The sequence below is a fragment of the Corallococcus interemptor genome, from assembly GCF_003668875.1.
Lineage (GTDB): Bacteria > Myxococcota > Myxococcia > Myxococcales > Myxococcaceae > Corallococcus > Corallococcus interemptor.
On record NZ_RAWM01000076.1, the window covers coordinates 1 to 24,755 of the forward strand.

At 70.5% G+C, this 24,755-nt stretch carries 28 protein-coding genes; 18 read left to right on the forward strand and 10 right to left on the reverse strand.

Annotation, left to right across the window (positions count from 1 at the left end; genetic code table 11):
* Positions 1 to 192 precede the first annotated feature (192 nt).
* From D7X96_RS24385 to D7X96_RS24430, 10 genes are all read right to left on the reverse strand, one after another.
* Positions 193 to 882, reverse strand: a complete 690-nt coding sequence (locus D7X96_RS24385) for a response regulator (RefSeq protein WP_120552831.1) — start codon at positions 880 to 882, stop codon at positions 193 to 195.
* Positions 883 to 982: 100 nt separating this feature from the next.
* Positions 983 to 1,462 carry a SixA phosphatase family protein gene (locus D7X96_RS24390; protein WP_120552830.1) on the reverse strand — a complete coding sequence of 160 codons (480 nt, stop codon included), beginning with the start codon at positions 1,460 to 1,462 and terminating at the stop codon, positions 983 to 985.
* 65 nt (positions 1,463 to 1,527) lie between these two features.
* On the reverse strand, positions 1,528 to 1,968 hold the full coding sequence (locus D7X96_RS24395; RefSeq protein WP_121770850.1) for a DUF1634 domain-containing protein: 441 nt from the start codon (positions 1,966 to 1,968) through the stop codon (positions 1,528 to 1,530).
* Entirely contained in the window at positions 1,965 to 2,828 is an 864-nt protein-coding gene (locus D7X96_RS24400; RefSeq protein ID WP_121724711.1) for a sulfite exporter TauE/SafE family protein, read from the reverse strand. Before D7X96_RS24400 ends, D7X96_RS24395 begins: the two co-directional genes overlap by 4 nt.
* Positions 2,829 to 2,924: 96 nt before the next feature.
* Positions 2,925 to 3,146, reverse strand: coding sequence for a hypothetical protein (locus D7X96_RS24405; RefSeq protein WP_121770851.1), 222 nt, complete (start codon positions 3,144 to 3,146; stop codon positions 2,925 to 2,927).
* Entirely contained in the window at positions 3,147 to 4,913 is a 1,767-nt protein-coding gene (locus D7X96_RS24410) for a chloride channel protein (protein ID WP_120552832.1), read from the reverse strand.
* 102 nt (positions 4,914 to 5,015) lie between these two features.
* The gene (locus D7X96_RS24415; RefSeq protein WP_158626626.1) at positions 5,016 to 6,554 is read right to left on the reverse strand and encodes a S1C family serine protease; all 1,539 of its coding nucleotides are present in this window, start codon (positions 6,552 to 6,554) and stop codon (positions 5,016 to 5,018) included.
* A 200-nt stretch (positions 6,555 to 6,754) separates the two neighbouring features.
* The gene (locus D7X96_RS24420; protein WP_120552825.1) at positions 6,755 to 7,705 is read right to left on the reverse strand and encodes a metallophosphoesterase family protein; all 951 of its coding nucleotides are present in this window, start codon (positions 7,703 to 7,705) and stop codon (positions 6,755 to 6,757) included.
* Positions 7,706 to 7,718: 13 nt separating this feature from the next.
* Positions 7,719 to 9,080 carry a sensor histidine kinase gene (locus tag D7X96_RS24425; protein WP_121770853.1) on the reverse strand — a complete coding sequence of 454 codons (1,362 nt, stop codon included), beginning with the start codon at positions 9,078 to 9,080 and terminating at the stop codon, positions 7,719 to 7,721.
* 7 nt (positions 9,081 to 9,087) lie between these two features.
* Positions 9,088 to 9,768 (reverse strand): winged helix-turn-helix domain-containing protein, encoded by a 681-nt coding sequence (locus D7X96_RS24430; protein WP_120552823.1) that lies wholly within the window; start codon positions 9,766 to 9,768, stop codon positions 9,088 to 9,090.
* Between the two features lie 303 nt (positions 9,769 to 10,071).
* Here D7X96_RS24430 and D7X96_RS24435 point away from each other — a divergent pair, with 303 nt between their 5' ends.
* The 18 genes from D7X96_RS24435 (at position 10,072) to D7X96_RS24520 (ending at position 24,738) form a co-directional block, all read left to right on the forward strand.
* Complete coding sequence (locus D7X96_RS24435; RefSeq protein ID WP_120550806.1) at positions 10,072 to 10,671, forward strand: YceD family protein; 600 nt, start codon at positions 10,072 to 10,074, stop codon at positions 10,669 to 10,671.
* Positions 10,672 to 10,729: 58 nt separating this feature from the next.
* Positions 10,730 to 10,918, forward strand: coding sequence for a 50S ribosomal protein L32 (gene rpmF, locus D7X96_RS24440; RefSeq protein WP_014395447.1), 189 nt, complete (start codon positions 10,730 to 10,732; stop codon positions 10,916 to 10,918).
* A gap of 20 nt (positions 10,919 to 10,938) precedes the next feature.
* Positions 10,939 to 12,000: a phosphate acyltransferase PlsX gene (gene plsX / locus D7X96_RS24445; RefSeq protein WP_121724594.1), complete on the forward strand. Its 1,062-nt coding sequence runs from the start codon at positions 10,939 to 10,941 to the stop codon at positions 11,998 to 12,000.
* Positions 12,001 to 12,044: 44 nt separating this feature from the next.
* Positions 12,045 to 13,046, forward strand: coding sequence for a beta-ketoacyl-ACP synthase III (locus D7X96_RS24450; protein ID WP_120550836.1), 1,002 nt, complete (start codon positions 12,045 to 12,047; stop codon positions 13,044 to 13,046).
* 28 nt (positions 13,047 to 13,074) lie between these two features.
* Positions 13,075 to 14,013: an ACP S-malonyltransferase gene (fabD, locus tag D7X96_RS24455; protein WP_120550808.1), complete on the forward strand. Its 939-nt coding sequence runs from the start codon at positions 13,075 to 13,077 to the stop codon at positions 14,011 to 14,013.
* Positions 14,010 to 14,759: a 3-oxoacyl-[acyl-carrier-protein] reductase gene (gene fabG / locus D7X96_RS24460; protein WP_120550809.1), complete on the forward strand. Its 750-nt coding sequence runs from the start codon at positions 14,010 to 14,012 to the stop codon at positions 14,757 to 14,759. Before fabD ends, fabG begins: the two co-directional genes overlap by 4 nt.
* 105 nt (positions 14,760 to 14,864) lie before the next feature.
* On the forward strand, positions 14,865 to 15,113 hold the full coding sequence (acpP, locus tag D7X96_RS24465; protein WP_014395452.1) for an acyl carrier protein: 249 nt from the start codon (positions 14,865 to 14,867) through the stop codon (positions 15,111 to 15,113).
* A gap of 88 nt (positions 15,114 to 15,201) precedes the next feature.
* Positions 15,202 to 16,458 carry a beta-ketoacyl-ACP synthase II gene (gene fabF / locus D7X96_RS24470; protein WP_120550810.1) on the forward strand — a complete coding sequence of 419 codons (1,257 nt, stop codon included), beginning with the start codon at positions 15,202 to 15,204 and terminating at the stop codon, positions 16,456 to 16,458.
* A gap of 55 nt (positions 16,459 to 16,513) precedes the next feature.
* Positions 16,514 to 16,960 (forward strand): ribose 5-phosphate isomerase B, encoded by a 447-nt coding sequence (rpiB, locus tag D7X96_RS24475; protein ID WP_120550811.1) that lies wholly within the window; start codon positions 16,514 to 16,516, stop codon positions 16,958 to 16,960.
* A gap of 60 nt (positions 16,961 to 17,020) precedes the next feature.
* The gene (glyA, locus tag D7X96_RS24480; RefSeq protein ID WP_120550812.1) at positions 17,021 to 18,277 is read left to right on the forward strand and encodes a serine hydroxymethyltransferase; all 1,257 of its coding nucleotides are present in this window, start codon (positions 17,021 to 17,023) and stop codon (positions 18,275 to 18,277) included.
* A gap of 7 nt (positions 18,278 to 18,284) precedes the next feature.
* Positions 18,285 to 18,788, forward strand: coding sequence for a transcriptional regulator NrdR (gene nrdR / locus D7X96_RS24485; protein WP_120550813.1), 504 nt, complete (start codon positions 18,285 to 18,287; stop codon positions 18,786 to 18,788).
* Positions 18,789 to 18,798: 10 nt separating this feature from the next.
* Positions 18,799 to 19,962 carry a bifunctional diaminohydroxyphosphoribosylaminopyrimidine deaminase/5-amino-6-(5-phosphoribosylamino)uracil reductase RibD gene (gene ribD / locus D7X96_RS24490; protein ID WP_120550814.1) on the forward strand — a complete coding sequence of 388 codons (1,164 nt, stop codon included), beginning with the start codon at positions 18,799 to 18,801 and terminating at the stop codon, positions 19,960 to 19,962.
* A 42-nt stretch (positions 19,963 to 20,004) separates the two neighbouring features.
* The gene (locus D7X96_RS24495) at positions 20,005 to 20,670 is read left to right on the forward strand and encodes a riboflavin synthase (RefSeq protein WP_121770854.1); all 666 of its coding nucleotides are present in this window, start codon (positions 20,005 to 20,007) and stop codon (positions 20,668 to 20,670) included.
* A 27-nt stretch (positions 20,671 to 20,697) separates the two neighbouring features.
* Positions 20,698 to 21,198: a 6,7-dimethyl-8-ribityllumazine synthase gene (ribH, locus tag D7X96_RS24500; protein ID WP_120550816.1), complete on the forward strand. Its 501-nt coding sequence runs from the start codon at positions 20,698 to 20,700 to the stop codon at positions 21,196 to 21,198.
* A gap of 5 nt (positions 21,199 to 21,203) precedes the next feature.
* Complete coding sequence (nusB, locus tag D7X96_RS24505) at positions 21,204 to 21,629, forward strand: transcription antitermination factor NusB (protein ID WP_120550817.1); 426 nt, start codon at positions 21,204 to 21,206, stop codon at positions 21,627 to 21,629.
* Positions 21,626 to 22,117: a M17 family peptidase N-terminal domain-containing protein gene (locus D7X96_RS24510; RefSeq protein WP_120550818.1), complete on the forward strand. Its 492-nt coding sequence runs from the start codon at positions 21,626 to 21,628 to the stop codon at positions 22,115 to 22,117. Before nusB ends, D7X96_RS24510 begins: the two co-directional genes overlap by 4 nt.
* A gap of 54 nt (positions 22,118 to 22,171) precedes the next feature.
* Positions 22,172 to 22,546 carry a response regulator gene (locus tag D7X96_RS24515; RefSeq protein ID WP_120550819.1) on the forward strand — a complete coding sequence of 125 codons (375 nt, stop codon included), beginning with the start codon at positions 22,172 to 22,174 and terminating at the stop codon, positions 22,544 to 22,546.
* On the forward strand, positions 22,543 to 24,738 hold the full coding sequence (locus D7X96_RS24520) for a chemotaxis protein CheA (protein ID WP_121770855.1): 2,196 nt from the start codon (positions 22,543 to 22,545) through the stop codon (positions 24,736 to 24,738). The genes D7X96_RS24515 and D7X96_RS24520 overlap by 4 nt, the downstream gene beginning before the upstream one ends.
* Positions 24,739 to 24,755 lie beyond the last annotated feature (17 nt).

Genomic DNA, 24,755 nt, shown 5'->3' on the forward strand with positions numbered 1-24,755 from the left:
CCGGGGAGGAGGGGGCCTGGGCCATGGCGGCGCTGGAGCTCAACAGGGTGAGGGCGACGAGGAGTGGGCGCATAGAAGGTCGGCGGGCGTCTCGGGGGTGTCGAGAACGCGCAACGATCTATGGGGCGGATGTGGCTGTTTGACGGCCCTTGCGTGACAAATGGGTAACGGAAAAAGAGGGCGCCTCCCCGCCTACCCGGCCGCCGGGTCCACGATGCGGTAGCCCACGCCGCGCACCGTCTCCAAGAGGGCACGCGCGGGGCCCAGCTTGTCGCGCAGGCGCATCACGTGCGTGTCGATGGTGCGCGTCTCCAGCGCGCTGGACAGGCCCCAGACCTGCTCCAGCAATTGCTCGCGCGTCTGCACCCGGCCAAGCCGGGCCATGAGGTACTCCAGCAAGCGGAACTCCAGCGCGGTGAGGGGCGTCTCCTTCTCCTCCACGAAGAAGCGGTGCTGGGTGATGTCCAGGCGCAGGGGGCCCAGGGCCAGGGGCGGGCTGCCCTCCTGGGGCGTGGACGTGCGCCGGAGGATGGCCTTGAGCCGCAGCACCAGCTCGCGCACGGAGAAGGGTTTGACGACGTAGTCGTCCGCGCCGACCTCGAAGCCGCGGATGCGGTCCGCCTCCTCGCTCTTGGCGGTGAGCATGACGATGAGCACGTCACGCAGGCGGGGGTTGGCGCGCAGGTGGCGGCAGACCTCGATGCCGGACAGGTCCGGCAGCATCAGGTCCAGCAGCACCACGTCCGGGGGCTGCTCGCGCGCGGCGGTGAGCGCCGCCTCCCCGGTGAAGGCCACGCGGGTGGTGAAGCCCGCGCCGCGCAGGTTGAAGTCGATGAGCTCCGCTAGATCGCGCTCGTCGTCGACGATGAGTACGTGGGACATGGCGGGCACGTACTGTGCGCGTCTCGCTTCGCGCCCGCGTGACGCGCCGGCAACAAGTGCGTCACGTCCGTCACGCACCCGCGACGCCAGCGACGCCAGCTCAGGGCCGCCGCAGGGAGCGGCCCGGCGCGGCCATCCACTGCAGGGAGAACGCGCGCCCCTCGGGCTTGAGGGCGACGGCGCAGCCCTTGCGCAGCTTGTCCGGCAGGGCATGGCCCAGCGCGAGCGCGGCGGCGCGCTCCAGGGAGGGGTTGTGTCCCACCAGCGCCCAGCCCGGGCCCACGTCGCGCGCCAGCTTGAGCACGTCGCGGGCCGCGCCCTTCCTGGGGACGAGCGCGGGGTGGACCTCCACGTGGGACAGGCCGAGCGCGTCCGCGAGCAGCTCCGCGGTCTGCACCGCGCGCACCAGGGGGCTGGTGATGATGCCCATGAGCGGCGTGAGGCGCGCGAGCTTCTTCGCGTGCTGACGGAAGGCGGCGCGGCCCTGGGGCGTGAGGGCGCGGGCCTCGTCGCCCAGGGCGTGGGAGTCCTCGGCCACGGCGTGGCGCACGAGGAGAATGGGCAGGTCGCGTTCGGCCATGGGCGCGCGTTGTAGTGCGATTCGCGCCCGCGTGGATGTGACGAACGGGTGGACTGCTCTGTGGATTACTCCACGCCGCCCAGGAAGAACGCGAGCAGGAGCAGCGCGAGCACGCCCGTGGTGATGGCGGCGAAGGTGCGGTCCTTCTGCGCCCGGAAGATGCCCAGGGACAGGGCCACGCGCAGCACGGGCACGGTGATCATCACCAGCAGCCCCGCCATCACGAAGGACTGGCCGCGCACGGCCATCACGCCCTCGAAGACGTCCGTCAGCTGGTGCGGCGCGGCGTCCGGAGCCGTGAGGCGCTGGAGCGCGTCCGGCGACGAGAAGTAGTCCGGGTGGCGGAAGAACGTCATCACCATGCCGCAGGTGACGAGCGACATGCTGAGCAGCACACCGCCACGCAAGAGCTGGCTGATGAGCAGCTCCGGCGTGAGCGGCACCACCTCCTGCGTGACGGCGGTGGTCTCTTGAGGAGACGGAGGTTCACCGGGTTCCGGGCTCATCCGCGGATTCCCTTGGACAGCATCTCGTACGACACCCACAAGAGGACGGCCACGAAGAGCATGCGCAGCGAGCCGCTCTTGAGCTTCGTGAGGAAGCGCGAGCCCATGAACGCGCCCAGCGTGACGCCCACGCACACGGGGCCGGCGATGAACGGATCGATGTCGCCGCGCGCGAAGTAGATGCCCGCGCTGGCCGCGGCCGTGACGCCAATCATGAAGTTGCTGGTGGCGGTGGAGACCTTGATGGGCAGCCCCATGGCCAGGTCCATGGCCGGCACCTTCAGCGCGCCGGAGCCGATGCCCAACAGGCCGCTCACCGTGCCCGCGATGTACATGAGCCCCAGGCCCACCAGAGGCCGGTGCACGCGGTACGTCACCTCACCGCCGGTGGACACGTCGTAGTAGCTGCCGTGCAGGCCCAGCCGGTCCGCGAGGGCATCCGGCGGCGGCTCCGCGCGGGGGCTGCGGTCCTCGCGCAGCTTGCGCAGCATCGCGAGCGCCGAATAGGCCATCACCGCGCCGAAGAGGAAGTACAGCGCGCGGCCGCCCACCATGCCCGCGAGCATCGCGCCCGACACGGCGCCCGCCACGGTGGCCAGCTCCAGGAACATGGCCACGCGCAGGTTGGCCAGGCCGTCACGCACGTACGCCGCAGCAGCGCCGCTGGACGTGGCGATGACGGACACGATGGAGGCACCCACCGCGTAGCGGATGTCCACCTTGAGCACGAGCGTGAGGACGGGGATGAGGATGAGGCCGCCGCCCAGGCCCAGCAGCGAACCCAGCAGGCCCGCCCCAATGGAGACGCACAGCACGATGGCGACGAAGTTGAAGGGAGTTGCGTCCAAGACGGCGGCCATCTTCCTCCTGGCCCTCGCGCATGCAAGCGCTTCACGCTCAGCCCGTCTGGTTGCCCGCTCTGGACCGTCCCCAGAGGGCAGGGTGCCGATGGCCCTTCAACGTTGGCGGGGCGCGTCCGGGGGCTGCGGCATGGGCCAGCCCTGGAACAACGGCCATCCCCGGTAGGGGTTACCCCGGGTGGGTTCTTCCGTGGGTTCCGTTGACTCCGGGTGCAGGCCCGGGGGCGGCGGTGTGCGCAGCAGCACCCATGTGAGCACGATGCACAGCAGGCTCATCACGACGATGCTCCACGCGCGCGTGCGGGGCTCCAGCTCCATCTAGAAGCGCCCCCGCTTGAGCAGGTCGCCCTTGGAGAGGGAACCCAGCAGGTGCCGGCGTCCGTCCACCACGGGAAGCCGCTCCAGCTCCGTGTGGCCGAACCGCGCGGCCACCTCCGCCAGGGACAGGTCCGGGGTGATGGGCTGCACACCGGTGTCCATCACGTCCGCGGCCACCGTGGCCTGGAGCAGCGAGTGGTCCGGCAGGTGGCCTTTGAGCGCGTCCAGGGTGATGACGCCCAACAGGCGCCCATCCGCGTCGGTGACGTACAGGTCCGCGCCCGGGGGCTGCTCCAGGAGCAGCACCACCACCTCGTTGAAGGGAGCGGAAGGGGGCACGCGCTGCGTGGCCGGAGACAGGAGCGAGCGCACGCCCTCCTCGCGCAGCCAGTGCGGCACGGAGGCCGGCACGCGCACGTCGCGCTTCGCGAGCACGGACGTGTAGAGCGACTCCGGCTCCAGCCGGCGGCTGACGACGGCGGCCACCACCGCGGCGAGCATCAGCGGGAGGATGAGGTCGTAGTCGCCCGTCATCTCGAAGATCATCAGCACCGCGGACACGGACGCGTGCGTGGTGCCCGCCAGCACCGCGCCCATGCCCAAGAGCGCGTAGGCCCCGCTGGGCGCCGCGCCGCCTGGAATCGCCCGCTCCACCAGCATCCCGAACGCGCCCCCCAGCAGCGCGCCGAAGAAGAGGGACGGGGTGAAGAGCCCGCCCGGCACCCCCGCGCCCGCGCACAGCGACGTCACCGCCAGCTTCGCCAGGGGCAGGATGAGCAGCAGCGCCAGGGGCAGCGTCCCGTGCAGCGCCATGTTCACGGAGTCGTAGCCGTTGCCCATGAGGTACGGCCCCGCGATGGCGGTGAGGCCCACCACCGTCATCGCGACCAGCGGCATGAACGGCGTGAGCCACGACGGCAGCTTGTCCAGGAGGTCCGAGGCGAGGTTGATGCCCCGCACGTAGAGCGCGGAGGCCCCGCCCACGAGCACGCCCAGGAGCAGCGCCAGCACCAGCTCGCGCGGATGGGTGAGGGCGTAGTGGGGGATGACGTAGCTGGGGTGGTCCGCGATGAGCGTGCGCGACACGAGCGTCGCCACCACGCACGACACGACGATGGGACCGAAGAGCTCCAGCGCGAAGCTGCCCAGCAGCACCTCCAGCCCGAAGAGGGCCGCGCCAATGGGCACGTTGTACGCGGACGCGATGCCCGCCGAGGCGCCGCACGCCACCAGCACGCGCGCCTGGCCCGGGCCCAGCCGCAGCCACCCGGACAGCGCGGAGCCACTGGCCGCGCCCGTCTGGAGCAGCGCACCTTCACGGCCCAGGGGGGCGCCCAGCGCCACCGCGATGATGGACACGAAGCCGCGCAACAGCGCGCGAGGGAAGGGCAGCCGGCCGGACTTCACCCAGATGGATTCGATGATGCCCGCGGTGCCGTGGCCGCGCAGGGGCTGGCCCACCACCAGGGACACCCACGTCACCAGCGCGCCGCCCAGTACCGGCACCAGGAACCGGCGCCAGCCCGGCGACGCGAGCGCGCCCTCCAGGAAGTGCTCCGTGGTGCTCTGCCAGAACAGGTGCTGGGTGAAGCGAAGCACGGCGAGCAGCGCCACCGCGCCCAGCCCGGAGATGAGCCCCACGCCCACCACCAGCACCCAGAAGCGCCGCTCCTGACCCAACAGCCCCCGGAGGATCCGCCGCAGCCAGGGCGAGGGTTCCCCCGTCCTCAGGTCGGGATGCACGGCTCCGGATGTGGGTTCGGGCATGGCCTCCACACCTGTCCAATGTACGGAGCCGGGAAGGGGCTTCCCGGGAACATGCGCGCTTTTCCGGAAGAGCCCCGCCCGGCTGGCTGTCCTCCAGACGGGTTACCTGCCCGCCGGGGTCCTGGCCTCCTTGCCCTGCGCGCTCTTCGCGGGCTGACGCGTCTGGCCTGCCGGTTCACCCGTGAGGCCCAGGTGGATGCCGGGGGGCGGCGGGTTCTTGAGCACGGACTCCGTCCGCGTCGCGGGCTCGGTGGCGTCCGGCGCGAAGCGGTCCGCCAGCTCCGCGGCGGTGTCGCTCAGGTCCCGGTGCGCGACGATGGTGCGCTCCAGCGTCTTGCCCAGCCGCGCCGAAGTGTCGAAGGTCTGCCGCGATTCATCCGAGCCCGGCAGCGAGTCCTGGTACGAGAACGCGAGCGTCGCGTCCCTGCGCATCGCGTCCAGCAGCCGGGCCAGCTGCTGTTGCAGCTCCGCGTCCTGCTCCGCGCGCGGGCGCTCCAGGAGTCCCCGCTCGCCGCCGAACCAGACGCGCCCCACCTTCCCGAAGCCCTCGTCCGTGGAGGCCACGGGCAGGTCCTCCATCACGATGAGCGGGTGCACGCGGCGCGGGAAGTCCTGTTCGTACAGCGCGAAGAGCAGGGTTCCGTCCGCGCGCGGGAACACCGCCGCGGTGCGCGAGCCGAAGGGGAAGAACGGCGTGGCGGACACCTCCGCGCGCTTCGCCACGCGGGCGCGGGCCAGCGCGTCCAGCGGCGTCGTGCCCTCCTGCGGACGCTTGGGCGTGCGGCGCAGGTTGGTCATCAGGTCGCGCGCCTGATCAATCCCCACCACCACGTTGAGCGCGCTGCCTCGCGAGTAGCCCGCGTGGTAGACGCCCACCAGCTCGAACTCGCCCGTCTTGCAGGAGATGGCCAGCACGGGCGACCCTGAGTTGCCCTGTGACAAGAGCGCGTCGATGACGAAGTCGTCGTGGTACCACTCCTTGTACTCGTCGCGGTCGTAGGCGGAGATGACCTTGCCCATGTTGGTGGCGTTGAAGACGCCCAGTGGGAAGCCGCGCACGTCCACCACGTCGCGCTCGCGCACGGCGGCGCTCTTGCCCACCTTCCACGGCATCACCGTCAGCGGCGCCTTGGACTTGATGACGGCCAGGTCCAGCTGCGGATCCACCACGGCCTTGGACAGCGGGACGTCGTCGCGGTCGTAGTGGTCCGCCTCGTTCTCCACGATGCTCAGGCCGTCCTTCACGCGCTTGCAGCCGGAGGGCACGCCGTCCACCGGGTGCGCGTCGCTGGTGACGTCCGGCCACTCCACCACGTGCTCGTTGGTGAGCAGCAGCGTCTCCCCGGCCTGCTGCTTGTACGCGAACGCGGTGCCGTGCGCGGACACCGGCGTGCGCGTGCGGCGCACGTTGCCCTCCGCGCCGTAGGACAGGCACTCGTACACGGCGGTGCTGCGCACGCAGTACGTGTACTTCTTCTGCGTCGCCTGCTCGAAGGCCCGCGCCTTGGGCGACAGCGCGGCGTAGCTGTCCGCGTACTCGCCCTCGCAGTACGGCGCGGGGGGCGGGGAAGGCAGAGGCTCTGCTTCGGTGGCGGTGAGGGACACCGCCATCACCGACAGTCCGACCATCCACCCGACCATGGCCCCTCCCGCGTTGTCGTCGCTGGGGTTGTTGCTAAGAACCGGCGCGCCCACGTGCATCTGTGCGCGCGGGAGGCCGAGCGGATTTCGCGGTGCGAAAAGCCCGCTGTCCGTCAGAAGCGGCGGCGCGCGTGTCCATTCCCGGACGGCCCTGCCCCACGCGCACGCACCCGGTGGGCGCGGGCCTCACCCGTCCAGCCTCACCCGTCCAGGTCGTTGAGCGCGTCCGGCGGCAGCGGCGAGGCGCCCGTCACCGTGCCGTCCAGGTCCAGCGGCAGCGTGGACGGATCGACTTCTGGCGGAGGGTTGTTCTCGAAGGGCGCGGCGAGCGCGGGCCGCGCGCCTCCAGCCCCCGGAGGCGGACGCAGCACGGGCCCCGGCGGAGGCAGCCCCGAGTGCCGCCGCGCGGCCTCCATCAGGGCGTTGTGGTGGCGGTAGCGCGCCTCCACGAGCTTGTGGATGAGCAGCGGCCCGCCGGGCACGCGGCGCGCGGTGAGGGCCTGGGTGGCCTTGCGCACCGGGTAGCGCACGCGGCGGATCTGCACGCGCCAGCCCTTGGGCGTGAAGGTGAAGACGCCGTAGGCGGGGCGCAGGTCGCCGTCGCGGGGAATGCCGGCGCTGGCCACGTCCGCGATGAGCATCCGGCCCACGCGCCGGCGGTAGGGGAAGTGCAGGTGCCCGAAGGCGCACGCGGCCGCGTCCAGGTGCGTGAAGAAGCGGCGCACCGCGTGGTCGTCCAGCGTGGGGTCCAGCGACTCCTCCAGGTTGCGGGGGTTCGCGTGGCAGATGAACAGGTCCTGCCCCTTGCGCGGCGTGTAGCGCAGGGAGAAGGGCATCTGCCCCAGCTGCTGGAGCAGCGCGTCGCCCAGCTGGTCACGCGTCCAGCGCAAGAGCTCCGTCTTCCAGTGGTCGCGCTCGCGGTACGCGCCGCCCAGGTAGTTGCCGGCGAGGTACGCGTCCGTGTTGCCCATGATGAGCGCGTGGCACTTGCTGAAGAGCAGCTCCACCGTCTCACGCGGGTGCGCGCCGCGAAGGGCCAGGTCTCCGGCCGCGACGATGTAATCCGGCGCCACCGACCTGGTGATGTCGTCCAGCACGGCCTCGCAGGCCGGAAGGTTCCCGTGAATGTCCGCGAGGATGGCGACCCGCATGGCCGCACCCATCCTAGCCCGTCGCCGCCGTCGGGCCAGCCGCCGAGGGTAGAAAAATGACGAAGGTACTGCCCGCGTTCGGCTGGCTCTCCACCTTCACCTCGCCATCCATCGCGCCCATCAGATGCTTCACGATGGAAAGGCCCAGTCCCGTCCCCCCCATGTCCCGGCTGCGACCCTTGTCCACCCGGTAGAATCGCTCGAAAATCCGGGAAAGATGCTTGGGCTCGATTCCCACGCCTGTGTCGCGCACGCGCACGACGCACCGGCCGCCCTCGTACGCTCCGTCCACGTCCACCCGGCCGCCCGCGGGCGTGTACTTCACCGCGTTGTCGAGCAGGTTGAGGAGCACCTGCTCGATGGCCCGCCCATCCCCCAGCGCCACCAGTCCGGGCGGCACGTGCAATCCGATTTGCTGGTTCTTGCCCTCGGCCTTGGGGCGCACCCCTTCCGCGGCGCGGGAGACGGCCAGGGCCAGGGACACCTCCGTGCGCTGGAAGGTCATCTCGCGCGCCTCCAGGCGGGAGAGCTCCAGCAGGTCCTCCACCAGCTCGGAGAGGCGCTCGGACTGGCGGTGGATGATCTCCACCATCTTCGGGGCCACCTGGGTGTCCTGGAGCGCGCCGCCCTGGAGCGTCTCCGCGTAGCCGCGGATGGCGGTGATGGGCGTGCGCAGCTCGTGGGAGACGTTGGCCACGAAGTCCTTGCGCACCTTCTCCAGGCGGCGCAGCTCCGTGACGTCGTGGAAGACGGCGGCGCTGCCGGGCAGGTCGCGCCCCACGGGCGTCACTCGCACGGCGAGCGTGCGGGAGTACAAGCCCTCGAGCGTCAGCTCCAGCCGCGTGGAGGCGCCTTCATGACAGGCGCGCGCCACCGCGTCGTTGAGCGTTTCGTTGCGGATGAGCGCGAGCGGCCGCTGCCCCACGATGGCGCCGTGGGCGGGCCGCAGCATCTCCGCGAGCGCGTCGTTGTGGCGCACCACGGTGCCCTCCGCGTCCGTCACCCACAGCCCCTCCGCCATGCCGTCCAGCACGGCGGTGAGGATGCGCGCCTCCTGGTTGAGCGCGGCGGCGCGCATGGACAGCTTGTCGTCCAGCGTGTCGATGGCGTCTTCCAGCTGCGCCAGGTCGTCCGTGCGCTCCAGGCCCGCGGGCGGCGTCACGTCCCTGCCCGCCGCCAGCGACTGCGTCTTCTGGGTCAGGGCGCGAAGCTGGCGCTCCATGGCCACGCGGCTGGTGCCCAAGGCGAGCGCGGCGCCCGCCAGCGTGACGAGCCCCGCGGCGAGCGCGCCCGCCGGGTGCCCGAAGACGACGAGCAGCGTCGAGACCAGGAGGGGAGGAACGAGCAGCGACAGGAGCGTGAAGCGCAGGGGCATGACGGCCTCACGGAGGGCTGAGCTTGTAGCCCACGCCGCGCACGGTCTCGATGATGTCGCCCGCGGGGCCCAGCTTCTCGCGCAGGCGCTTGATGTGCGTGTCCACGGTGCGCGTGTGGATTTCCGCCTGGATGCCCCAGACGTCGGACAGCAGCACCTCGCGCGTCTGCACGCGGTCGCTGCGCTCCAGGAGCGTGCGCAGCAGGCGGAACTCCAGCGCGGTGAGGATGATCTCCTCTCCCTTGACCCGCACCTGGTGGCGCGACGCGTCCAGGCTGATGTCGCCCGCGGCCAGCAGCGCGGCGGGGCCTTCCTCCGCGTCCGCGCGGCGCAGCACGGCCTTCACGCGCAAGAGCAGCTCGCGCACGGAGAAGGGCTTCACCACGTAGTCGTCCGCGCCCAATTCCAGGCCCTGGATGCGGTCCGCCTCCTGGCCCTTGGCGCTGACGATGACGACCGCGGCCTTCTTCAGCTCCGGGTCGCTCTTGAGCATGCGCAGCACCTCACCGCCCGCCACGTCCGGGAGCATCAGGTCCAGCAGCACCAGGTCCGGAGGATGGGCCCGCGCCCGGGCAAGCCCTCCCGCGCCGGTGTTCGCCGTGTCCGTCTCGAAGCCCGCCGCGCGGAGGTTGTAGTCGACGAGTCCGGCCAGGTCCTGCTCGTCCTCGATGATGAGGATTCGCGCCATGAAGGATGCTCCCGCGAAGGGATGGAATGCGTGGCGTCCCGTAACAGATTCGTTCCAGCCCGCCGGGCACATCCATGTGACATCCAGGCTCCATGCCCGCCCGCCCTCCTACCGGGGGGCCTGGGAGCTGGGGGCAGGGGCGGGTGCCCCGCGAACGCCGGGCGGGGATGCGCATCAGAAGGAAAGCGACGAGGGCGGTGTTGAGTGGATCCACGCGACGCGGCTCTCAAGCCCAACCCGGCGTGTTGACTGACGGGGGGACTCCCTCTATGTTGCGCGCCCTTTTGCCGGGAAGCCTTGTAGATGGTCGTAAAGATTGAACAAATCAAAGAAGCGGGGCTGACGCTCGACGAGCCCATCGCTCCTGGGCTCCTCAAGGAGGCCCTGGAAGGCCAGGGGTCCGGTGCGGAAACCGGCTTCCAGGCGACCGCTCCGTCCACGCTCCACGCCACCCTGCGCAAGGTCAGCGGCGGCGTGCTGCTCAACGGCAACTTCACCGTCCATGTGGGCGCGCCCTGCAAGCGCTGCCTCACGGACGTGAAGCTGGACCTGCCCGTGTCCTTCACCATCAACCTGGTGCCGGAGTCCCTGGCCCGGGGGGATGACTTCAAGGACGACGACGAGAAGGTCATGGAGAAGAAGGAACGCACCCAGGGTGAATCCGGGGGCACCTTCGAACTGGACGGCACGGACGAGCAGGTTTTCGATGGCAAGACGATCGATCTGGATCCGATCGTCCGGGAACAGGTATTGCTCGCGCTCCCGATGAGCGCGGTCTGTCGGGAAGACTGCCAGGGGCTCTGCTCGCAGTGCGGCCAGAACCTCAATGAAAAGAAGTGCGGCTGCGAGCCGAAGGTCGTGGACCCTCGACTGTCGCCGCTGAAGAACATCAAGCTGAACTGACGGTCCCTATGCCCCTCGCAGGTCGCGAGGGGGGACGGGTCCGATGCCGAGGTGAGCCGTGGGAGTTCCCAAGAAGCGGACGTCGAAGATGCGCCGGGACCGTCGTCGGGCCGGCAACAACAACCTGCGGACCCCCGTGCAGGTCATCAAGTGCTCCAAGTGCAAGGAGCCCGTGATGCCGCACCGCGCCTGCGCGGCCTGTGGCAACTACGGTGGCCGTGAGGTCATCGCGACCGCCGCGGAGTAGTTGAAAGCGGAAGGCTGCCGGTGCGGCTCGTCCTCGACGCGATGGGTGGCGACCACGCCCCCGACGCCGTCGTGGACGGGGGCGTGCTGTTCGCGCGAGCGTATCCCGGGCACGAACTCGTGCTGGTCGGGGACGCCACGCGTGTACGCCCTGTCCTGGAGCGCGCCGGCTCGCCCCCCAATATCCACCTCCACCACGCGTCCGAAGTGGTGGAGATGGACGACCCCGCGACCGCCGTCTTCCGGCGCAAGCGGGACTCCTCGCTCCGGGTGGGCTTCGAGCTCGTCCGGCAAGGGGAGGCGTCCGCCCTCGTGTCGGCGGGTAACTCCGGCGCGGTGATGGCCGGTGGCATGTTGACGCTCGGCCGGATCCCCGGCGTGGAGCGTCCGGCCATCGCGGCCCTGTTCCCGGCCCTCAAGGGCGAAGGCCGCTGCCTGCTCCTGGACGCGGGCGCCAACGTGGACTGCCGCCCCTCGCACCTGGCCCAGTTCGCCGTGCTCGGCGAGGCCTACTCGCGCACCCGCCTGGGCGTGAAGCGCCCCCGGGTGGCGGTGCTCTCCAACGGCGAGGAGGACTCCAAGGGCACGCAGCTCACGCGGGACGCCAGCGCCCTCCTGCGCCGCTCGGACCTGGAGTTCGTGGGCTACGTGGAGGGCAAGGACCTGTTCTCCGGGGACGTGGAGGTGGTCGTCACGGACGGCTTCACCGGCAACATCGTCCTGAAAACCTCCGAAGGCGTGGGCATGGGCATCACCGGCCTCCTGCGCTCCGCCATCGAGAAGCGCGGCGGCCTGCCGGAGAAGCTGGGCGCGCTCTTGCTCAAGCCCACCCTGGCGGGGCTGCGCCGCGTCATGGACTACGCCGAGTACGGCGGCGCGCCGCTCCTGGGCCTGCAGGGAGTGGGCATCGTCGCGCACGGCCGCTCCTCCCCCCGCGCCATCCACAACGCGCTCGTCACCGCGCTGCAGCATGTGCGCGCGGGCGTGCAGGAAGAGCTGACGCGCTGCATTGCCAACGCCGCCGCCTGGCTTCCTCCCCACCAGCGGGGAAGGAAGGCGGACGGAGACGCAGGGGCCGATTAGAGCGCGCCGGCCGCGCGTTGGACTCCGACGAGTTCGGAGGCCCCGTGGCACGCACGCACATCATCGGAACCGGTTCCTATGCTCCCGCGCAGGTCCTGACCAACCAGGACCTGGAGCGCCTGGTGGAGACGAGCGACGCGTGGATCCGCGAGCGCACCGGCATCCAGGAGCGCAGGCAGGCCGCCCCGGATGAGGCGACGAGCGACCTGGCCGTGCAGGCCGCGCGCAACGCGCTGGAGATGGCGGGCGTGGCGCCCGGCGACCTGGACCTCATCGTCGTGGGCACCGTCACCGCGGACATGCCCATGCCGTCGTGCGCCGCGCTGGTGCAGGCGAAGCTGGGGGCGAAGCGCGCCTTCGCCTTCGACGTCTCCGCCGCGTGCGCCGGGGGCCTGTACGCGCTGAGCGTGGCGGACCAGTTCGTGCGCACCGGACAGGTGAAGCGCGCGCTCGTCGTGGGCGCGGACCTGCTCACCCGCGCGGTGGACTGGACGGACCGCAACACCTGCGTCCTCTTCGGGGACGGCGCGGGCGCGCTGGTGCTGGGGGCGGAGCCGGACGCGGAAGGGGACGCCATGGCGCCGCGCGGCATCCTCTCCACCCACCTGCGCACCGACGGCGACCTCGCGAACCTGCTCTGCATCCCCGCCGGTGGCTCCCGCACCCCCGTCACCGCGGACAACGTGGATGCAAATCTTCACAAGCTCAAGATGAACGGGAAGGAAGTGTTCCGCTTCGCGGTGCGCGCGCTGGTGGAATCCACCCAGGCGTCGTTGGGGGCCCACGGGATGGACACGACGCAGGTGGACCACGTCATCGCCCATCAGGCGAACCTGCGAATCCTGGAAGCGGTGATGGAGCGGCTGGAGATTCCCAAGGAAAAATGCTGGCTCAACCTCCACAAGTACGGCAACACGTCCTCCGCCTCGCTGCCCATGTCGCTGGACGAGGCGCAGCGCGCCGGCCGCCTCAAGCGCGGCGACGTCATCGCGATGATGGCCATTGGCGCGGGGATGGCGTGGGGCAGCGCGGTGGTGCGCTGGTAGGCAGGACGACACAAGGAAGGACCGCAACATGGCGAAGGTCGCGTTCGTGTTTCCCGGGCAGGGCAGTCAGGCCGTGGGGATGGGCAAGGACCTCTACGAGCAGTTCCCTGAAGCGCGGGCCGTCTTCGACGCCGTGGACGACGCGCTGCACGAGAAGCTCTCCACCTCCTGCTTCGAGGGCCCGGAAGAGGCGCTGAAGCTCACCGCCAACACGCAGCCGGCCATCCTCACGGTGTCGGCCGCCGTTCACGCGGTGTTCCAGAAGCGCGGCCCGGCCCCGGCGTTCGTCGCGGGCCACTCGCTGGGCGAGTACTCCGCGCTGGTGGCCGCCGGCGCCATGGACCTCCAGGACGCGGCGCGGGCGGTGCGCGCGCGCGGCACCTTCATGCAGGAGGCGGTGCCCGTGGGCACGGGCGGCATGGCCGTCATCCTGGGCCTCACCCCGGACGCGGTGAAGGCCGCCTGCGACGCCGCGGCGGAAGGGCAGGTCGTCTCCCCGGCCAACTACAACTCGCCCGAGCAGACGGTCATCGCGGGCCACGCGGCCGCGGTGGAGCGCGCGGGCGCGAAGTGCAAGGAGGCCGGCGCCAAGCGCGTGATGCCGCTGCCCGTCTCCGCCCCGTTCCACTGCGCGCTGATGGACCCCGTGAAGCCTCGCCTGGCGGAGGTGCTGGCCGGCGTGCGCATCAGCGCGCCGTCCGTGCCGGTGGTGAGCAACGTGGAGGCGAAGCCCAACTCGGACGCCTCTCGCATCGTGCCGCTGCTCCTGGAGCAGGTGAGCGCGCCGGTGCGCTGGATCGAGTGCGTGGAGGCGCTGAAGGCGAACGGCGTCACGCACGTGGTGGAGCTGGGGCCGGGCAAGGTGCTGGGCGGGCTCATCAAGCGCATCACCAAGGACATCGAATCGTTCAACGTCGAGAACGCCGCGACCCTGGAGAAGGTGCTCGCCGCGCTGGGGGCAGCATGAGCGGCTTCAAGGACAAGGTGGTGCTGGTGACGGGCGGCTCGCGCGGCATCGGCCGGGCGTGCGCGCAGGCCTTCGCGAAGGCGGGCGCCTCCACCGTGGTCATCAGCTACGTGGGCAACGAGGCCGCCGCGCAGGAGACGGTGGCCCTGCTCCAGCAGGCGGGCGCGAAGGCGGAGGCCGTGAAGTTCGACCTGGCGGACACCGCCGCGTGCGCGGGCGCCATCGACGGCGTCGTCAAGGCGCATGGCCGGCTGGACGTGCTGGTGAACAACGCGGGCATGGCCATTGACGGCCTGGTGATGCGCGTCAAGGACGAGGACTGGGACCGGCAGCTGGACACCAACCTCCGGGGCGCCTTCGCGCTCATCCGCGCCGCCAGCCGCCCCATGATGAAGCAGCGCTCCGGCGCCATCGTGAACATCACCTCGGTGGTGGGGGAGATGGGCAACCCGGGGCAGGCCGCCTACTCGGCCGCCAAGGCGGGGCTTATCGGCCTGACCAAGTCCGTGGCCAGGGAGCTGGCCAGCCGGAGCATCCGCGTCAATGCGGTGTCCCCGGGTTTCATTGGGACGGACATGACATCCCACCTGGACGACGAGCTGCGGCAGAAGATGGTGGGCGGCATCGCGCTGGCCCGCCTGGGCAACCCGGAGGAGGTCGCCGGGGCCGTGGTGTTCCTCGCGAGTGATGCGGCGTCCTACATCACCGGCGAGGTCCTGAAGGTCAACGGCGGCATGTACATGTAAGCCAAGGTTGGATTGCCGCCGGGCGTGGGATATACCGCGCCCGCCTTGAAGACGGCCCGCGACTCCAACGGCGGGCCCCATCTGGAGCTGGAGGGTTCCGTACGTATGTCCACCACCGCAACCGACGTGGAAACCAAGATCAAGTCCATCATCGCCGACCAGCTCGGTGTGGGTGAGGATGAGATCAAGCCCGAGTCGTCCTTCATCGAAGACCTGGGCGCGGACAGCCTCGACATCGTCGAGCTGGTCATGGCGATGGAAGAGGAGTTCGAGGTCGAGATTCCCGACGACGAGGCGGAGAACATCAAGACCGTCGGCGACGCCGTGAACTACGTGAAGACCCACAAGAAGTAGGCAGTCGCGACACCCGGAAGTCCAGGGGCCTTGGGGGAGCGTCCTCACCGGCGCTTCCGCGCCCCATCGCGGTCAGCGGAGAAGAACAGTGTCAAACCGTCGAGTCGTCATCACCGGAACCGGCATCATTTCTGCGCTGGGCACCGGCACCGAGAAGAACTGGCAGGCGATGCTGGCCGGGCAGTCCGGCATCAGCACGATCACCCGTTTCGATCTGGGGAAGCTCGACGCGCGCATCGCGGGCGAGGTGAAGGACTTCCAGCCCGAGCAGTTCATCGACAGGCGCGAAGTGCGCCGGATGGACCTGTTCGCCCAGTACGCGATGGCCGCGGCCGACATGGCGGTGAAGGAGTCGGGCCTGCCCATCGGCCCGGACGCACCCCATGGCTACATCCCGGAGCGCGTGGGTGTCATCGTGGGCTCCGGCATCGGCGGCATCTCCTCCCTGGAGGAGCAGCACCGCAAGGGGCTGGAGAAGGGGTTCGACCGCCTGTCGCCCTTCTTCATCATCCAGATGATCATCAACATGGCGCCTGGGCTCATCTCCATGCGCTACAACTGCAAGGGGCCCAACTGGTCCCCGGTGTCGGCGTGCGCCACCAGCGCGCACGCCATCGGCGAGGCCTGGAAGTCCATCCGCCTGGGTGAGACGGACGCGGCCATCGCGGGCGGCGCGGAGGCGGCCATCACGCCCCTGGGCATGGGCGGCTTCTCCGTGATGAAGGCCCTGTCCACGCGCAACGACGACCCGGCGCGCGCCAGCCGTCCCTTCGACAAGGAGCGCGACGGCTTCGTGATGGGCGAGGGCGCGGGCATTGTCGTGCTGGAGGAGCTGGAGGCCGCGAAGAAGCGCGGCGCCAACATCCTGGCGGAGGTGGTGGGGTACGGCGCCAACTCGGACGCGTACCACGTCACCCAGCCTGCCCCCGAGGGCGAGGGCGCGGCGCGCTGCATGCGCCTGGCGCTGGAGTCCGCGGGCATGCGGCCGGAGCAGGTGGGCTACGTCAACGCCCACGGCACGTCCACGCCGTTCAACGACGCCAACGAGACCAAGGCCCTGAAGGCCGTGTTCGGCGACCACGCGCGCAAGCTGGCGGTGTCGTCCACCAAGTCCATGACGGGCCACATGCTCGGCGCGGCGGGTGGCGCGGAGGCCGTGGTGAGCGTGCAGGTGCTCACGAAGAACGTGCTGCCGCCCACCATCAACATGACGTCGCCGGACCCCGACTGCGACCTGGACTACGTGCCCAACACGGCGCGTGACGCCCGCGTCGACGCGGTGATGAGCAACTCGTTCGGCTTCGGCGGCACCAACGCGGTGCTGGTGTTCAAGCGCTTCAGCTGACCGCCCTTGGGGCCCCGCCCCAGGGGCGCGGGCCCCGCTTCAACGGAGTCCGGCCGTGAAAGTCATCCTCGCCTCCGACCACGCGGGCATCGAGCTGCGCCAGGAGCTGGTGGCGCTCCTGAAGGAGCGCGGCACCGAGTTCCAGGACCTGGGCCCCCAGACGCGCGAGTCCGTGGACTACCCGGACTTCGCCTCGCGGGTGGCGCAGCAGGTGGTTTCCGAGCCCGGCACGCTGGGCGTGCTGGTGTGCGGCACCGGCATCGGAATGAGCATCGTGGCCAACAAGCACCGGGGCATCCGGGCGGCCCTGTGCACGTCTGAGTTCGAGGCGCGGATGACCCGCGCGCACAACGACGCCAACGTGTTGTGCCTGGGCCAGCGCGTGGTGGGCGCGGGTGTCGCTCGCGGCATCCTGGAGGCCTTCCTCTCCACCGCCTTCGAGGGCGGCCGCCACGAGAAGCGCGTCCAGAAGATTCGCGACGTCGAGGCCCAGCAGCGCTGACGGGCTTGGCAGGCGTCCCTTACGCAGTCCCCTTCGTTCGTACGCCAGGAGGCAACCCCCATGGAGAACACCCGCACGCTGTCCCAGGTGGATCCTGAAATCGCCCAGGTGCTCCGGCACGAGACGGAGCGTCAGGAGGAGGGGCTGGAGCTCATCGCCTCGGAGAACTTCGTCTCCCCGGCGGTGCTGGAGGCGGTGGGCTCCGTGCTCACCAACAAGTACGCGGAAGGCTACCCCGGCAAGCGCTACTACGGCGGCTGCGAGGTGGTGGACGTGGCGGAGAACCTGGCCATCGCGCGCGCGAAGGAGCTGTTCGGCGCGGACGCGGTGAACGTGCAGGCGCACTCCGGCAGCCAGGCCAACATGGGCGCCTTCATGGCGCTGATGAAGCCGGGCGACACCATGCTGTCGCTGGACCTGAACTCCGGCGGCCACCTCACCCACGGCGCGTCGTTCAACTTCTCCGGCAAGCTCTACAAGGTCGTCCACTACGGCCTGTCCCGCGACACGGAGACCATCGACTTCGCGCAGGTGGAGTCGCTGGCCCTGGAGCACAAGCCCAAGGTGCTGGTGGTGGGCGCGAGCGCATACCCGCGCACGCTCGACTTCGCGAAGTTCCGCGAGATCGCCGACAAGGTGGGCGCCGCCATGCTGGTGGACATGGCCCACATCGCGGGCCTGGTGGCCGCGGGCGTGCACCCGTCGCCCGTGCCCTTCGCGGAAATCGTCACCACGACGACGCACAAGACGCTGCGCGGTCCGCGTGGCGGCATGGTGCTGTCGCGCGAGGCCTTCGCGAAGACCATCAACAGCCAGATCTTCCCCGGCATCCAGGGCGGCCCGCTGATGCACGCCATCGCGGGCAAGGCGGTGGCCTTCAAGGAGGCGCTGTCGCCGGAGTTCAAGACGTACCAGAAGCAGATTGTCGCCAACGCGCAGGCGCTGGCGGAGGCGCTGAAGAGCGCGGGCCTGCGGCTGTGCTCGGGCGGCACGGACAACCACCTGATGCTGGTGGACCTGCGCGCCAAGAAGCTCACCGGCAAGGTGGCCGAGGACGTGCTGGGCAAGGCGGGCATCACGGTCAACAAGAACATGATCCCCTTCGACCCGGAGAAGCCCACGACGACGTCCGGCGTGCGCGTGGGCACCCCGGCCATCACCACGCGCGGCATGCGCGAGGCGGAGATGGCGGTGGTGGGCCGGCTCATCGGGCAGGCGCTGGACGCCGCGCAGGACGACGCCGCGCTCGCGCGGGTCAAGGGGCAGGTGAAGGAGCTGGCGCAGGGCTTCCCGCTGTACGCCTCGCGGTTGAAGTAATCCGCCCGTGCGCTGCCCCTTCTGCCAGGACCCGGAGAACAAGGTCATCGACTCGCGGGAGTCGCACGAGGGCTCCGTCATCCGGCGGCGCCGCGAGTGCCTGGCCTGCAAGCGCCGCTTCACCACGTACGAGCGGGTGGAGGAGCTCTACCCGCTCATCGTGAAGAAGGACGGACGGCGCGAGGCCTTCGACCGCGAGAAGATGCTCAACGGCCTGAAGAAGGCGTGTGAGAAGCGCCCGGTGTCCGCCGCGCAGCTGGAGGCGACGGTGGAGGACATCGAGCGGCTGCTCCAGGGGATGGGGGAGAAGGAGGTCGCCTCCTCATCCATTGGCGAGCACGTGATGCGGCGGTTACAGCAGCTGGACGAGGTGGCCTACGTGCGCTTCGCGTCCGTGTACCGCAGCTTCCGGGACATCTCCGAGTTCATGCACGAGCTGAAGGATCTGCTCGAGGACCAGGAGCGAGAGCGCAAGGCGAAGCCGCCTGTGACTCCGCCCAAGGACGGTTAGGAAGGGCGGTATGCGCTTGCTCACGCGGTCACGGTTGCAGGCGGTGAAGACGCCCCGCTCCAAGCGCGCGGCGGACTTCGACCACGCGGTGGCCGAGTTCTTCATGCGCATCGCCCTGGAAGAGGCCGCCAAGGGCCTGGGCCGCACCAGCCCCAACCCCGTGGTGGGCGCGGTGCTGGTGAAGGGCGGGCGCATCATCGCGCGCGGCCACCACAAGAAGGCCGGCACGGCGCACGCGGAGGTCGTGGCGCTGGAGGCCGCGGGCTCCAAGGCGCGCGGCGCGGACCTCTACACGACGCTGGAGCCGTGCGACCACTACGGGCGCACCCCGCCGTGCAGCCTGGCGGTGCTGGAGGCCGGCGTGCGGCGCGTGTTCAGCGCGTCGTCGGACCCCAACCCGCTCGTCAGCGGCAAGGGGCTCAACCGGCTCAAGCGCGGCGGCGTGGCGGTGGTGACGCACGTCCTCAAGGACGAGGCGGACGCGCTCAACCGGCCCTTCTTCAAGATGATGCGCACCGGCCTGCCCTGGGTGACGCTCAAGGCCGCGGTGACGCTGGACGGGAAGATCGCCGCGCCTTCCGGCGACTCGAAGTGGGTGACGGGCGAGGCGTCGCGCGCGTGGGTGCACCGGCTGCGCGACCAGGTGGACGCCATCCTCGTGGGCGCCAACACCGTGCGCATGGACGACCCGCAGCTCACCACGCGGCTGCCTGGCGGCGGGGGCAAGGACCCGGTGCGCGTGGTGGTGGACTCGCACCTCAAGCTGTCCCCGGGGCACACCGTCTTCACGCAGCGCAGCCCCGCGCGCACCGTCATCGCCACGCTGGAGGACCCGGAGGGCCGGCGCGCCCGCCGCTTCCTGGCCCAGGGCGTGGAGGTGTGGAACGTGCGCGCGAAGCAGGACCGCGTGGACCTGAAGGCCGTGCTCAAGCGCGTGAAGAAGGAGGGCTTGAACCACGTGCTCGTGGAGGGAGGCGCGGGCCTGTACGGCACGCTGCTGCGCGAGCACCTGGCGGATGCGCTCGCCCTGTTCGTCGCTCCCAAGCTGGTGGGCGCCGGGGGGCTGTCCTGGGCGGGGGAGCTGGGCGTGAAGGACATGGCCCACGCCCTGGCCGTGAAGGACCTGACGATGGAGAAGGTGGGGGACGACGTCCTCCTGCGCGCCCTGCTCTGAGGGGCCAGCGCCCCGCCGGGGCATCCGTTATAAGTCCTGGCCATGTTCACCGGCCTCATCCAGGACACTGGCACCATCACCCGCGTCACCTCTGGCGCGATGACCGACTTCTGGATTCGCACCTCGCTGGGCGCGGAAGGCTTCGCCCTGGGGGAATCCATCGCCGTGGACGGCGCGTGCCTCACGGTGGTGGAGAAGGGCGGGGACACCTTCCGCGTCCAGGCCGCCCCGGAGACGCTGCGGCGCACCACCCTGGGCGCCCGGAAGGCGGGCGACCGGGTGAACCTGGAGCGGGCGCTCGCGCTGGGGGACCGGCTGGGCGGGCACCTGGTGTCGGGCCACGTGGACGCCGTCAGTGAAGTGCTGGAGACGTTCGCCGAGGGCGGCTCGTGGGTGATGGTGTTCCGGCTGCCCCCGGAGCTGGCCCCCTGCTTCATCGAGAAGGGCTCCGTCACCATCGACGGCATCAGCCTCACGGTGAACGCGGTGGATGCCAGCACCTTCCGGGTGCAGCTGATTCCGGAGACGCAACAGCGCACCACCCTGCACGGCAAGGGGCCCGGGGCCCAGGTGAACCTGGAGGGCGACCTCATTGGCAAGTACGTGGCCCGGCTGTACGCCCTCCGGGGCGCCCCGGAGGCGGCCGCCCAGGGGACGGGGCTGACGGAGGCGGTGGTGCGGGCGGCGGGTTTCAGCCCTCGCGGGTAGGGGCTCGGGTGGTGTAAGGAGCGCGCCATGCCTCGCTATTTCGAAGGGGATTTCCTCCCCCCCCAGGGCCGGTTCGCCATCTGCGTGTCCCGGTTCAACAGCTTCATCACGGAGGCGCTCCTGTCGGGCGCCGTGGACACGCTGGTGCGCCATGGCGTCAAGGACGACGCCATCGACGTGTACCGCTGCCCCGGCACCTATGAGCTTCCGGGCGTCACCCGCCGCGTGTCGGAGAGCGGCCAGTACGCGGGCATCATCGTCCTGGGCGCGGTGATTCGCGGCGGCACCCCCCACTTCGACTACGTGGCGGGCGAGTGCGCCAAGGGCATTGGTTCGGTGGCGTTCAGCGCGGCGGCGGGCCCCAAGCCGGCCTCGGTGACGTTCGGCGTCCTCACGTGCGATACCGTGGAGCAGGCCATTGACCGCGCGGGCGTGAAGGCGGGCAACAAGGGCGCGGAGGCCGCGCTGGCCTGCATCGAGATGGTCAACCTCTTCGCTCGCATGCCGGGCGCGGAGCGGAAGGGATAACCGCGATGGGCGCGCGCAGAACGGCACGGGAGCGGGCGCTGCAGGCGCTCTATCAATTGGAGATGACCCAGGGCGCCACCACGCGGGAGGCCCTGGACTCGGCATGGGCCGCCTCCGCGGAGGACGGCAAGCCGGAGCCGGACGCGGTGAAGTTCGCCAAGGAGCTCGTGGAGGGCGTGGAGGCCCACCGCGAGGAGATTGACGCGCTCATCGAACGCCACAGCCACAACTGGCGCCTGGACCGCATGTCCCGCATCGACCGGAACGTGCTCCGCCTGGGCATCTTCGAGCTGAAGTACCGCCCGGACATCCCCCGCAAGGTGACCATCAACGAGGCGGTGGAGCTGGGGAAGAACTTCGGCAACGAGGAGTCGAGCGCCTTCGTCAACGGCCTCCTGGACCGCGTCGCGGTGGCGCTCGGGAAGCCGTGAGCCAGACGCAGACCCTGGACGTGGGCCTGGAGGGCCTGGACGCGCTGAGTGGGGTGGACGCCCTCTGCCTCTTCGTGGCCGAGGACGACCGCCCCCTGCCGTCCTCCGCCGGCTACGTGGACTGGCGGCTGTGCGGCGCCCTGTCGCGCGTGCTCCAGGGTGGCTTCTTCACCGGCGTGAAGGACGACTGGCTCCTGTTGCCGTCGGACGGGAAGCTGACCGTGCCGCGCATCTTCGTGGTGGGGCTGGGCTCCCGCAAGCGCCTGGACGCGGCCGCGCTGGGCGAGGCGCTGGCGGGCGCGGCGAAGGTCCTGAGCCGCGCGAAGGTGGAGTCGGTGGCCTTGGAGGTCCCCCAGGGGTCCTCCTTGAGTGACTCCGCCCGGGCGGAGGCCTACCAGCGGCAGTTCCTGCCCGCGTTCAAGGGGGGACGGGTGTCCCTCCTCGCGGACAAGGGGCTTGTCGGGTCGCTGTCATCCAGGAAGGGCTGACGCACAGCGTCCGGGTGGGGGTTCTGCTAGCATCTGGCCCTTGAGGCGCGTGCGATGAAGTTCAAGGTGTTGATCGTCGAGGACTCCAAGGTGTCGCGCGAGCACATCGCCGCGACCGTGGAGGCCGTGGATGGCGTGGAGGCCATTGCCACCTCCAGCGGCTTCGAGGCGCTGAAGCTGCTGCCGCGCCAGCGCTTCGACCTCATCATCACCGACATCAACATGCCCGACATCAACGGGCTGGAGCTCATCAACTTCGTCAAGAAGAACCCCAACTACCGGGACGTGCCGCTCATCATCATCACCACCGAGGGGCGTGAACAGGACCGCTCCAGGGGGATGGCGCTGGGCGCCGCGGGCTACCTGGTGAAGCCGTTCCAGCCGGAGGACCTGGAGGCGCTCCTGCGGCGCTTCCTGAAGCCGCTGTGACGCCCGGAGGCAAGGCGCTGGCGGAGTTCGTCGCCGAGGCCACCGAAATCCTCGATGCGCTGGGGCGCGACCTCCTGGCCCTGGACGAGGCGCGCGGCCAGGAGGCGGACCCGGAGCACATCAACGGCATCTTCCGCGCGGCGCACTCGCTCAAGGGCCTGTCCGGCCTCTTCGGCCAGGAGCGCATCAGCCAGCTGGCGCACGCGGCGGAGGACCTGCTGGACCGCCTGCGCCTGGGCCGGCTGACGCTGGACGACAAGGTCCTGGACACGCTGGTGGACGCGCTGGACACGTTCCAGGCCCTGCTCGGAGAGGCATCCCGGAGCGAGGAGGGCCAGGAGCTCACCCAGCGCACCCGCGCCATGGAGGACCGCATGGCGCGGCTGGGGTCGCCCCCGCCCGCCGTGGAAGAGGATCCGCTGGAGCGGCTGGAGCTGGACGGGACGGTGCGCGCCGTCTTCACCGAGTACGAGGAGCACCGGCTGCGCGAGAACGTGCGGCGCGGCGTGTCCCTGTGGCGGGTGCGCGCGGCGTTCGACCTCACGGATTTCGACCAGGGACTCGCGGACCTGAACGCGCGCCTCAAGCCCCTGGGCGAGGTCATCAGCACGCTGCCCTCGTCGCGGCCGGGCGGCGCCAACGGCATCGCGTTCGACCTCATCTTCGGCGCGAAGGTGGACGCGCGGGCGCTGGAGGCCGGTCTCAAGGGCACGCCCGCGGAGCTGGCGCCGCTGTCCGTCCGGCCGCCGCTCGAGGCCACCGACACCGAGGTGCTGCCGCCGCTGGGGGCTGACGAAGAGGAGGAGGGCGACGACGAGGGGCTGGTGGAGACCACGAGCCTCGCGACCGTGTCCTCGCCCCCCTTGGGAAGCCCTCCGCGCATGCGGGCGGTGACGCCTCCGGCCACGGTGGTGGGGCTTCAGGCCGCCGCGTCCGCGCCCATCCCCGCGGGCCGTCCCAAGTCGGAAGAGACGTCCATGCGCTCGCTCACGCAGACGGTGCGCGTGGACATTGGCCGGCTGGATGGGCTCATCAACATGGTGGGCGAGCTGTTGCTCATCAAGGCCAACCTCCAGCGGCTGGCGGAGACGTCGGGGCAGGACGGCACCGTCGCGCTGTCCAAGCTCTTCGGCCAGGAGCTGTCTCGGGAGACCCGGCAGCTGGAGCGCAAGCTGGAGGCGCTGCAGGAGGGGCTGCTCGAAGCGCGCATGGTCCCGGTGGGCCAGGTCTTCGACAAGCTGGCGCGGCTGGTGCGCAAGATTGCCCGCGAGGCCGGGAAGGAGATCGACTTCGTCAGCTCCGGCGGCGAGGTGGAGCTGGACAAGCTCATCGTGGAAGAGCTCAGCGATCCGCTGATGCACCTCATCCGCAACGCCATCGACCATGGCGCGGAAGGGCCGGAGTCGCGGCTGTCCGCGGGCAAGCCCCGGCGCGCGGTGGTGCGCCTGCGCGCGGAGCAGAAGGGCAACCACGTCGTCATCAGCGTGTCCGACGACGGCTCGGGCATCGACGAGGTGCGCGTGCGCGAGGTGGCGCTGGCGCGGGGGCTCGTCACTCCGCCGCAGGTGAGTGAGATGACGCGGCGGGAGCTGCTCAACCTCATCTTCCTGCCGGGCTTCTCCACCCGCTCCAGCGTCAGCGCGCTGTCCGGGCGGGGCGTGGGCCTGGACGTGGTGAAGAACAACCTGGGCAACCTCTCCGGCATCATCGACGTGTGGAGCGAGCGCGGGAAGGGCACGGCCTTCCACCTGACGCTGCCGGTGACGCTGGCCATCGTGCGCGCGCTGGTGGTGGGCGTGAGCGGCCGCACCTACGCGGTGCCGCTCAACAGCGTGCTGGAGATCCTCTCCGTGCAGCCGCGCGACATCCGCACCGTGGAGCGCCGCGAGGTGCTGGATCTGCGCGGCCAGACGCTGCCCTTTTTGCGGCTGAGCCGGCTGTTCCACCTGCCGGAGCGCGAGGTGAACCGCCACTTCGTCGTCGTGGTGGGCCTGGCGCAGCAGCGGCTGGGCATCGCGGTGGATGAGCTCTTCGGCCAGCAGGACATCGTCACCAAGCCCCTGGGCGGCCGGCTGAGCGGGGTGAAGGGCATCTCCGGCGCCACCGACCTGGGCAACCGCCGCACCGTCCTGGTGCTGGATGTCGCGGAACTCCTGGAAGAGGGCATCGCGCAGGAGCGGCGCCGCGCTTGAGGCGTCCGCGCCGGGGG

Excerpts from the sequence above, each read along its gene's own strand:
- D7X96_RS24425 (WP_121770853.1), bottom strand. The coding sequence starts at position 9,080 with ATGCCCCTGCGCTTCACGCTCCTGTCGCTGCTCGTTCCTCCCCTCCTG.
- ribD (WP_120550814.1), top strand. The coding sequence starts at position 18,799 with ATGCGCTTGCTCACGCGGTCACGGTTGCAGGCGGTGAAGACGCCCCGC.
- D7X96_RS24420 (WP_120552825.1), bottom strand. The coding sequence starts at position 7,705 with ATGCGGGTCGCCATCCTCGCGGACATTCACGGGAACCTTCCGGCCTGC.
- D7X96_RS24430 (WP_120552823.1), bottom strand. The coding sequence starts at position 9,768 with ATGGCGCGAATCCTCATCATCGAGGACGAGCAGGACCTGGCCGGACTC.
- D7X96_RS24390 (WP_120552830.1), bottom strand. The coding sequence starts at position 1,462 with ATGGCCGAACGCGACCTGCCCATTCTCCTCGTGCGCCACGCCGTGGCC.
- D7X96_RS24395 (WP_121770850.1), bottom strand. The coding sequence starts at position 1,968 with ATGAGCCCGGAACCCGGTGAACCTCCGTCTCCTCAAGAGACCACCGCC.
- D7X96_RS24415 (WP_158626626.1), bottom strand. The coding sequence starts at position 6,554 with ATGGTCGGGTGGATGGTCGGACTGTCGGTGATGGCGGTGTCCCTCACC.
- D7X96_RS24435 (WP_120550806.1), top strand. The coding sequence starts at position 10,072 with ATGGTCGTAAAGATTGAACAAATCAAAGAAGCGGGGCTGACGCTCGAC.
- D7X96_RS24495 (WP_121770854.1), top strand. The coding sequence starts at position 20,005 with ATGTTCACCGGCCTCATCCAGGACACTGGCACCATCACCCGCGTCACC.
- D7X96_RS24400 (WP_121724711.1), bottom strand. The coding sequence starts at position 2,828 with ATGGCCGCCGTCTTGGACGCAACTCCCTTCAACTTCGTCGCCATCGTG.
- D7X96_RS24410 (WP_120552832.1), bottom strand. The coding sequence starts at position 4,913 with ATGCCCGAACCCACATCCGGAGCCGTGCATCCCGACCTGAGGACGGGG.
- nusB (WP_120550817.1), top strand. The coding sequence starts at position 21,204 with ATGGGCGCGCGCAGAACGGCACGGGAGCGGGCGCTGCAGGCGCTCTAT.
- D7X96_RS24515 (WP_120550819.1), top strand. The coding sequence starts at position 22,172 with ATGAAGTTCAAGGTGTTGATCGTCGAGGACTCCAAGGTGTCGCGCGAG.
- D7X96_RS24405 (WP_121770851.1), bottom strand. The coding sequence starts at position 3,146 with ATGGAGCTGGAGCCCCGCACGCGCGCGTGGAGCATCGTCGTGATGAGC.
- ribH (WP_120550816.1), top strand. The coding sequence starts at position 20,698 with ATGCCTCGCTATTTCGAAGGGGATTTCCTCCCCCCCCAGGGCCGGTTC.
- fabD (WP_120550808.1), top strand. The coding sequence starts at position 13,075 with ATGGCGAAGGTCGCGTTCGTGTTTCCCGGGCAGGGCAGTCAGGCCGTG.
- fabG (WP_120550809.1), top strand. The coding sequence starts at position 14,010 with ATGAGCGGCTTCAAGGACAAGGTGGTGCTGGTGACGGGCGGCTCGCGC.
- D7X96_RS24385 (WP_120552831.1), bottom strand. The coding sequence starts at position 882 with ATGTCCCACGTACTCATCGTCGACGACGAGCGCGATCTAGCGGAGCTC.
- acpP (WP_014395452.1), top strand. The coding sequence starts at position 14,865 with ATGTCCACCACCGCAACCGACGTGGAAACCAAGATCAAGTCCATCATC.
- glyA (WP_120550812.1), top strand. The coding sequence starts at position 17,021 with ATGGAGAACACCCGCACGCTGTCCCAGGTGGATCCTGAAATCGCCCAG.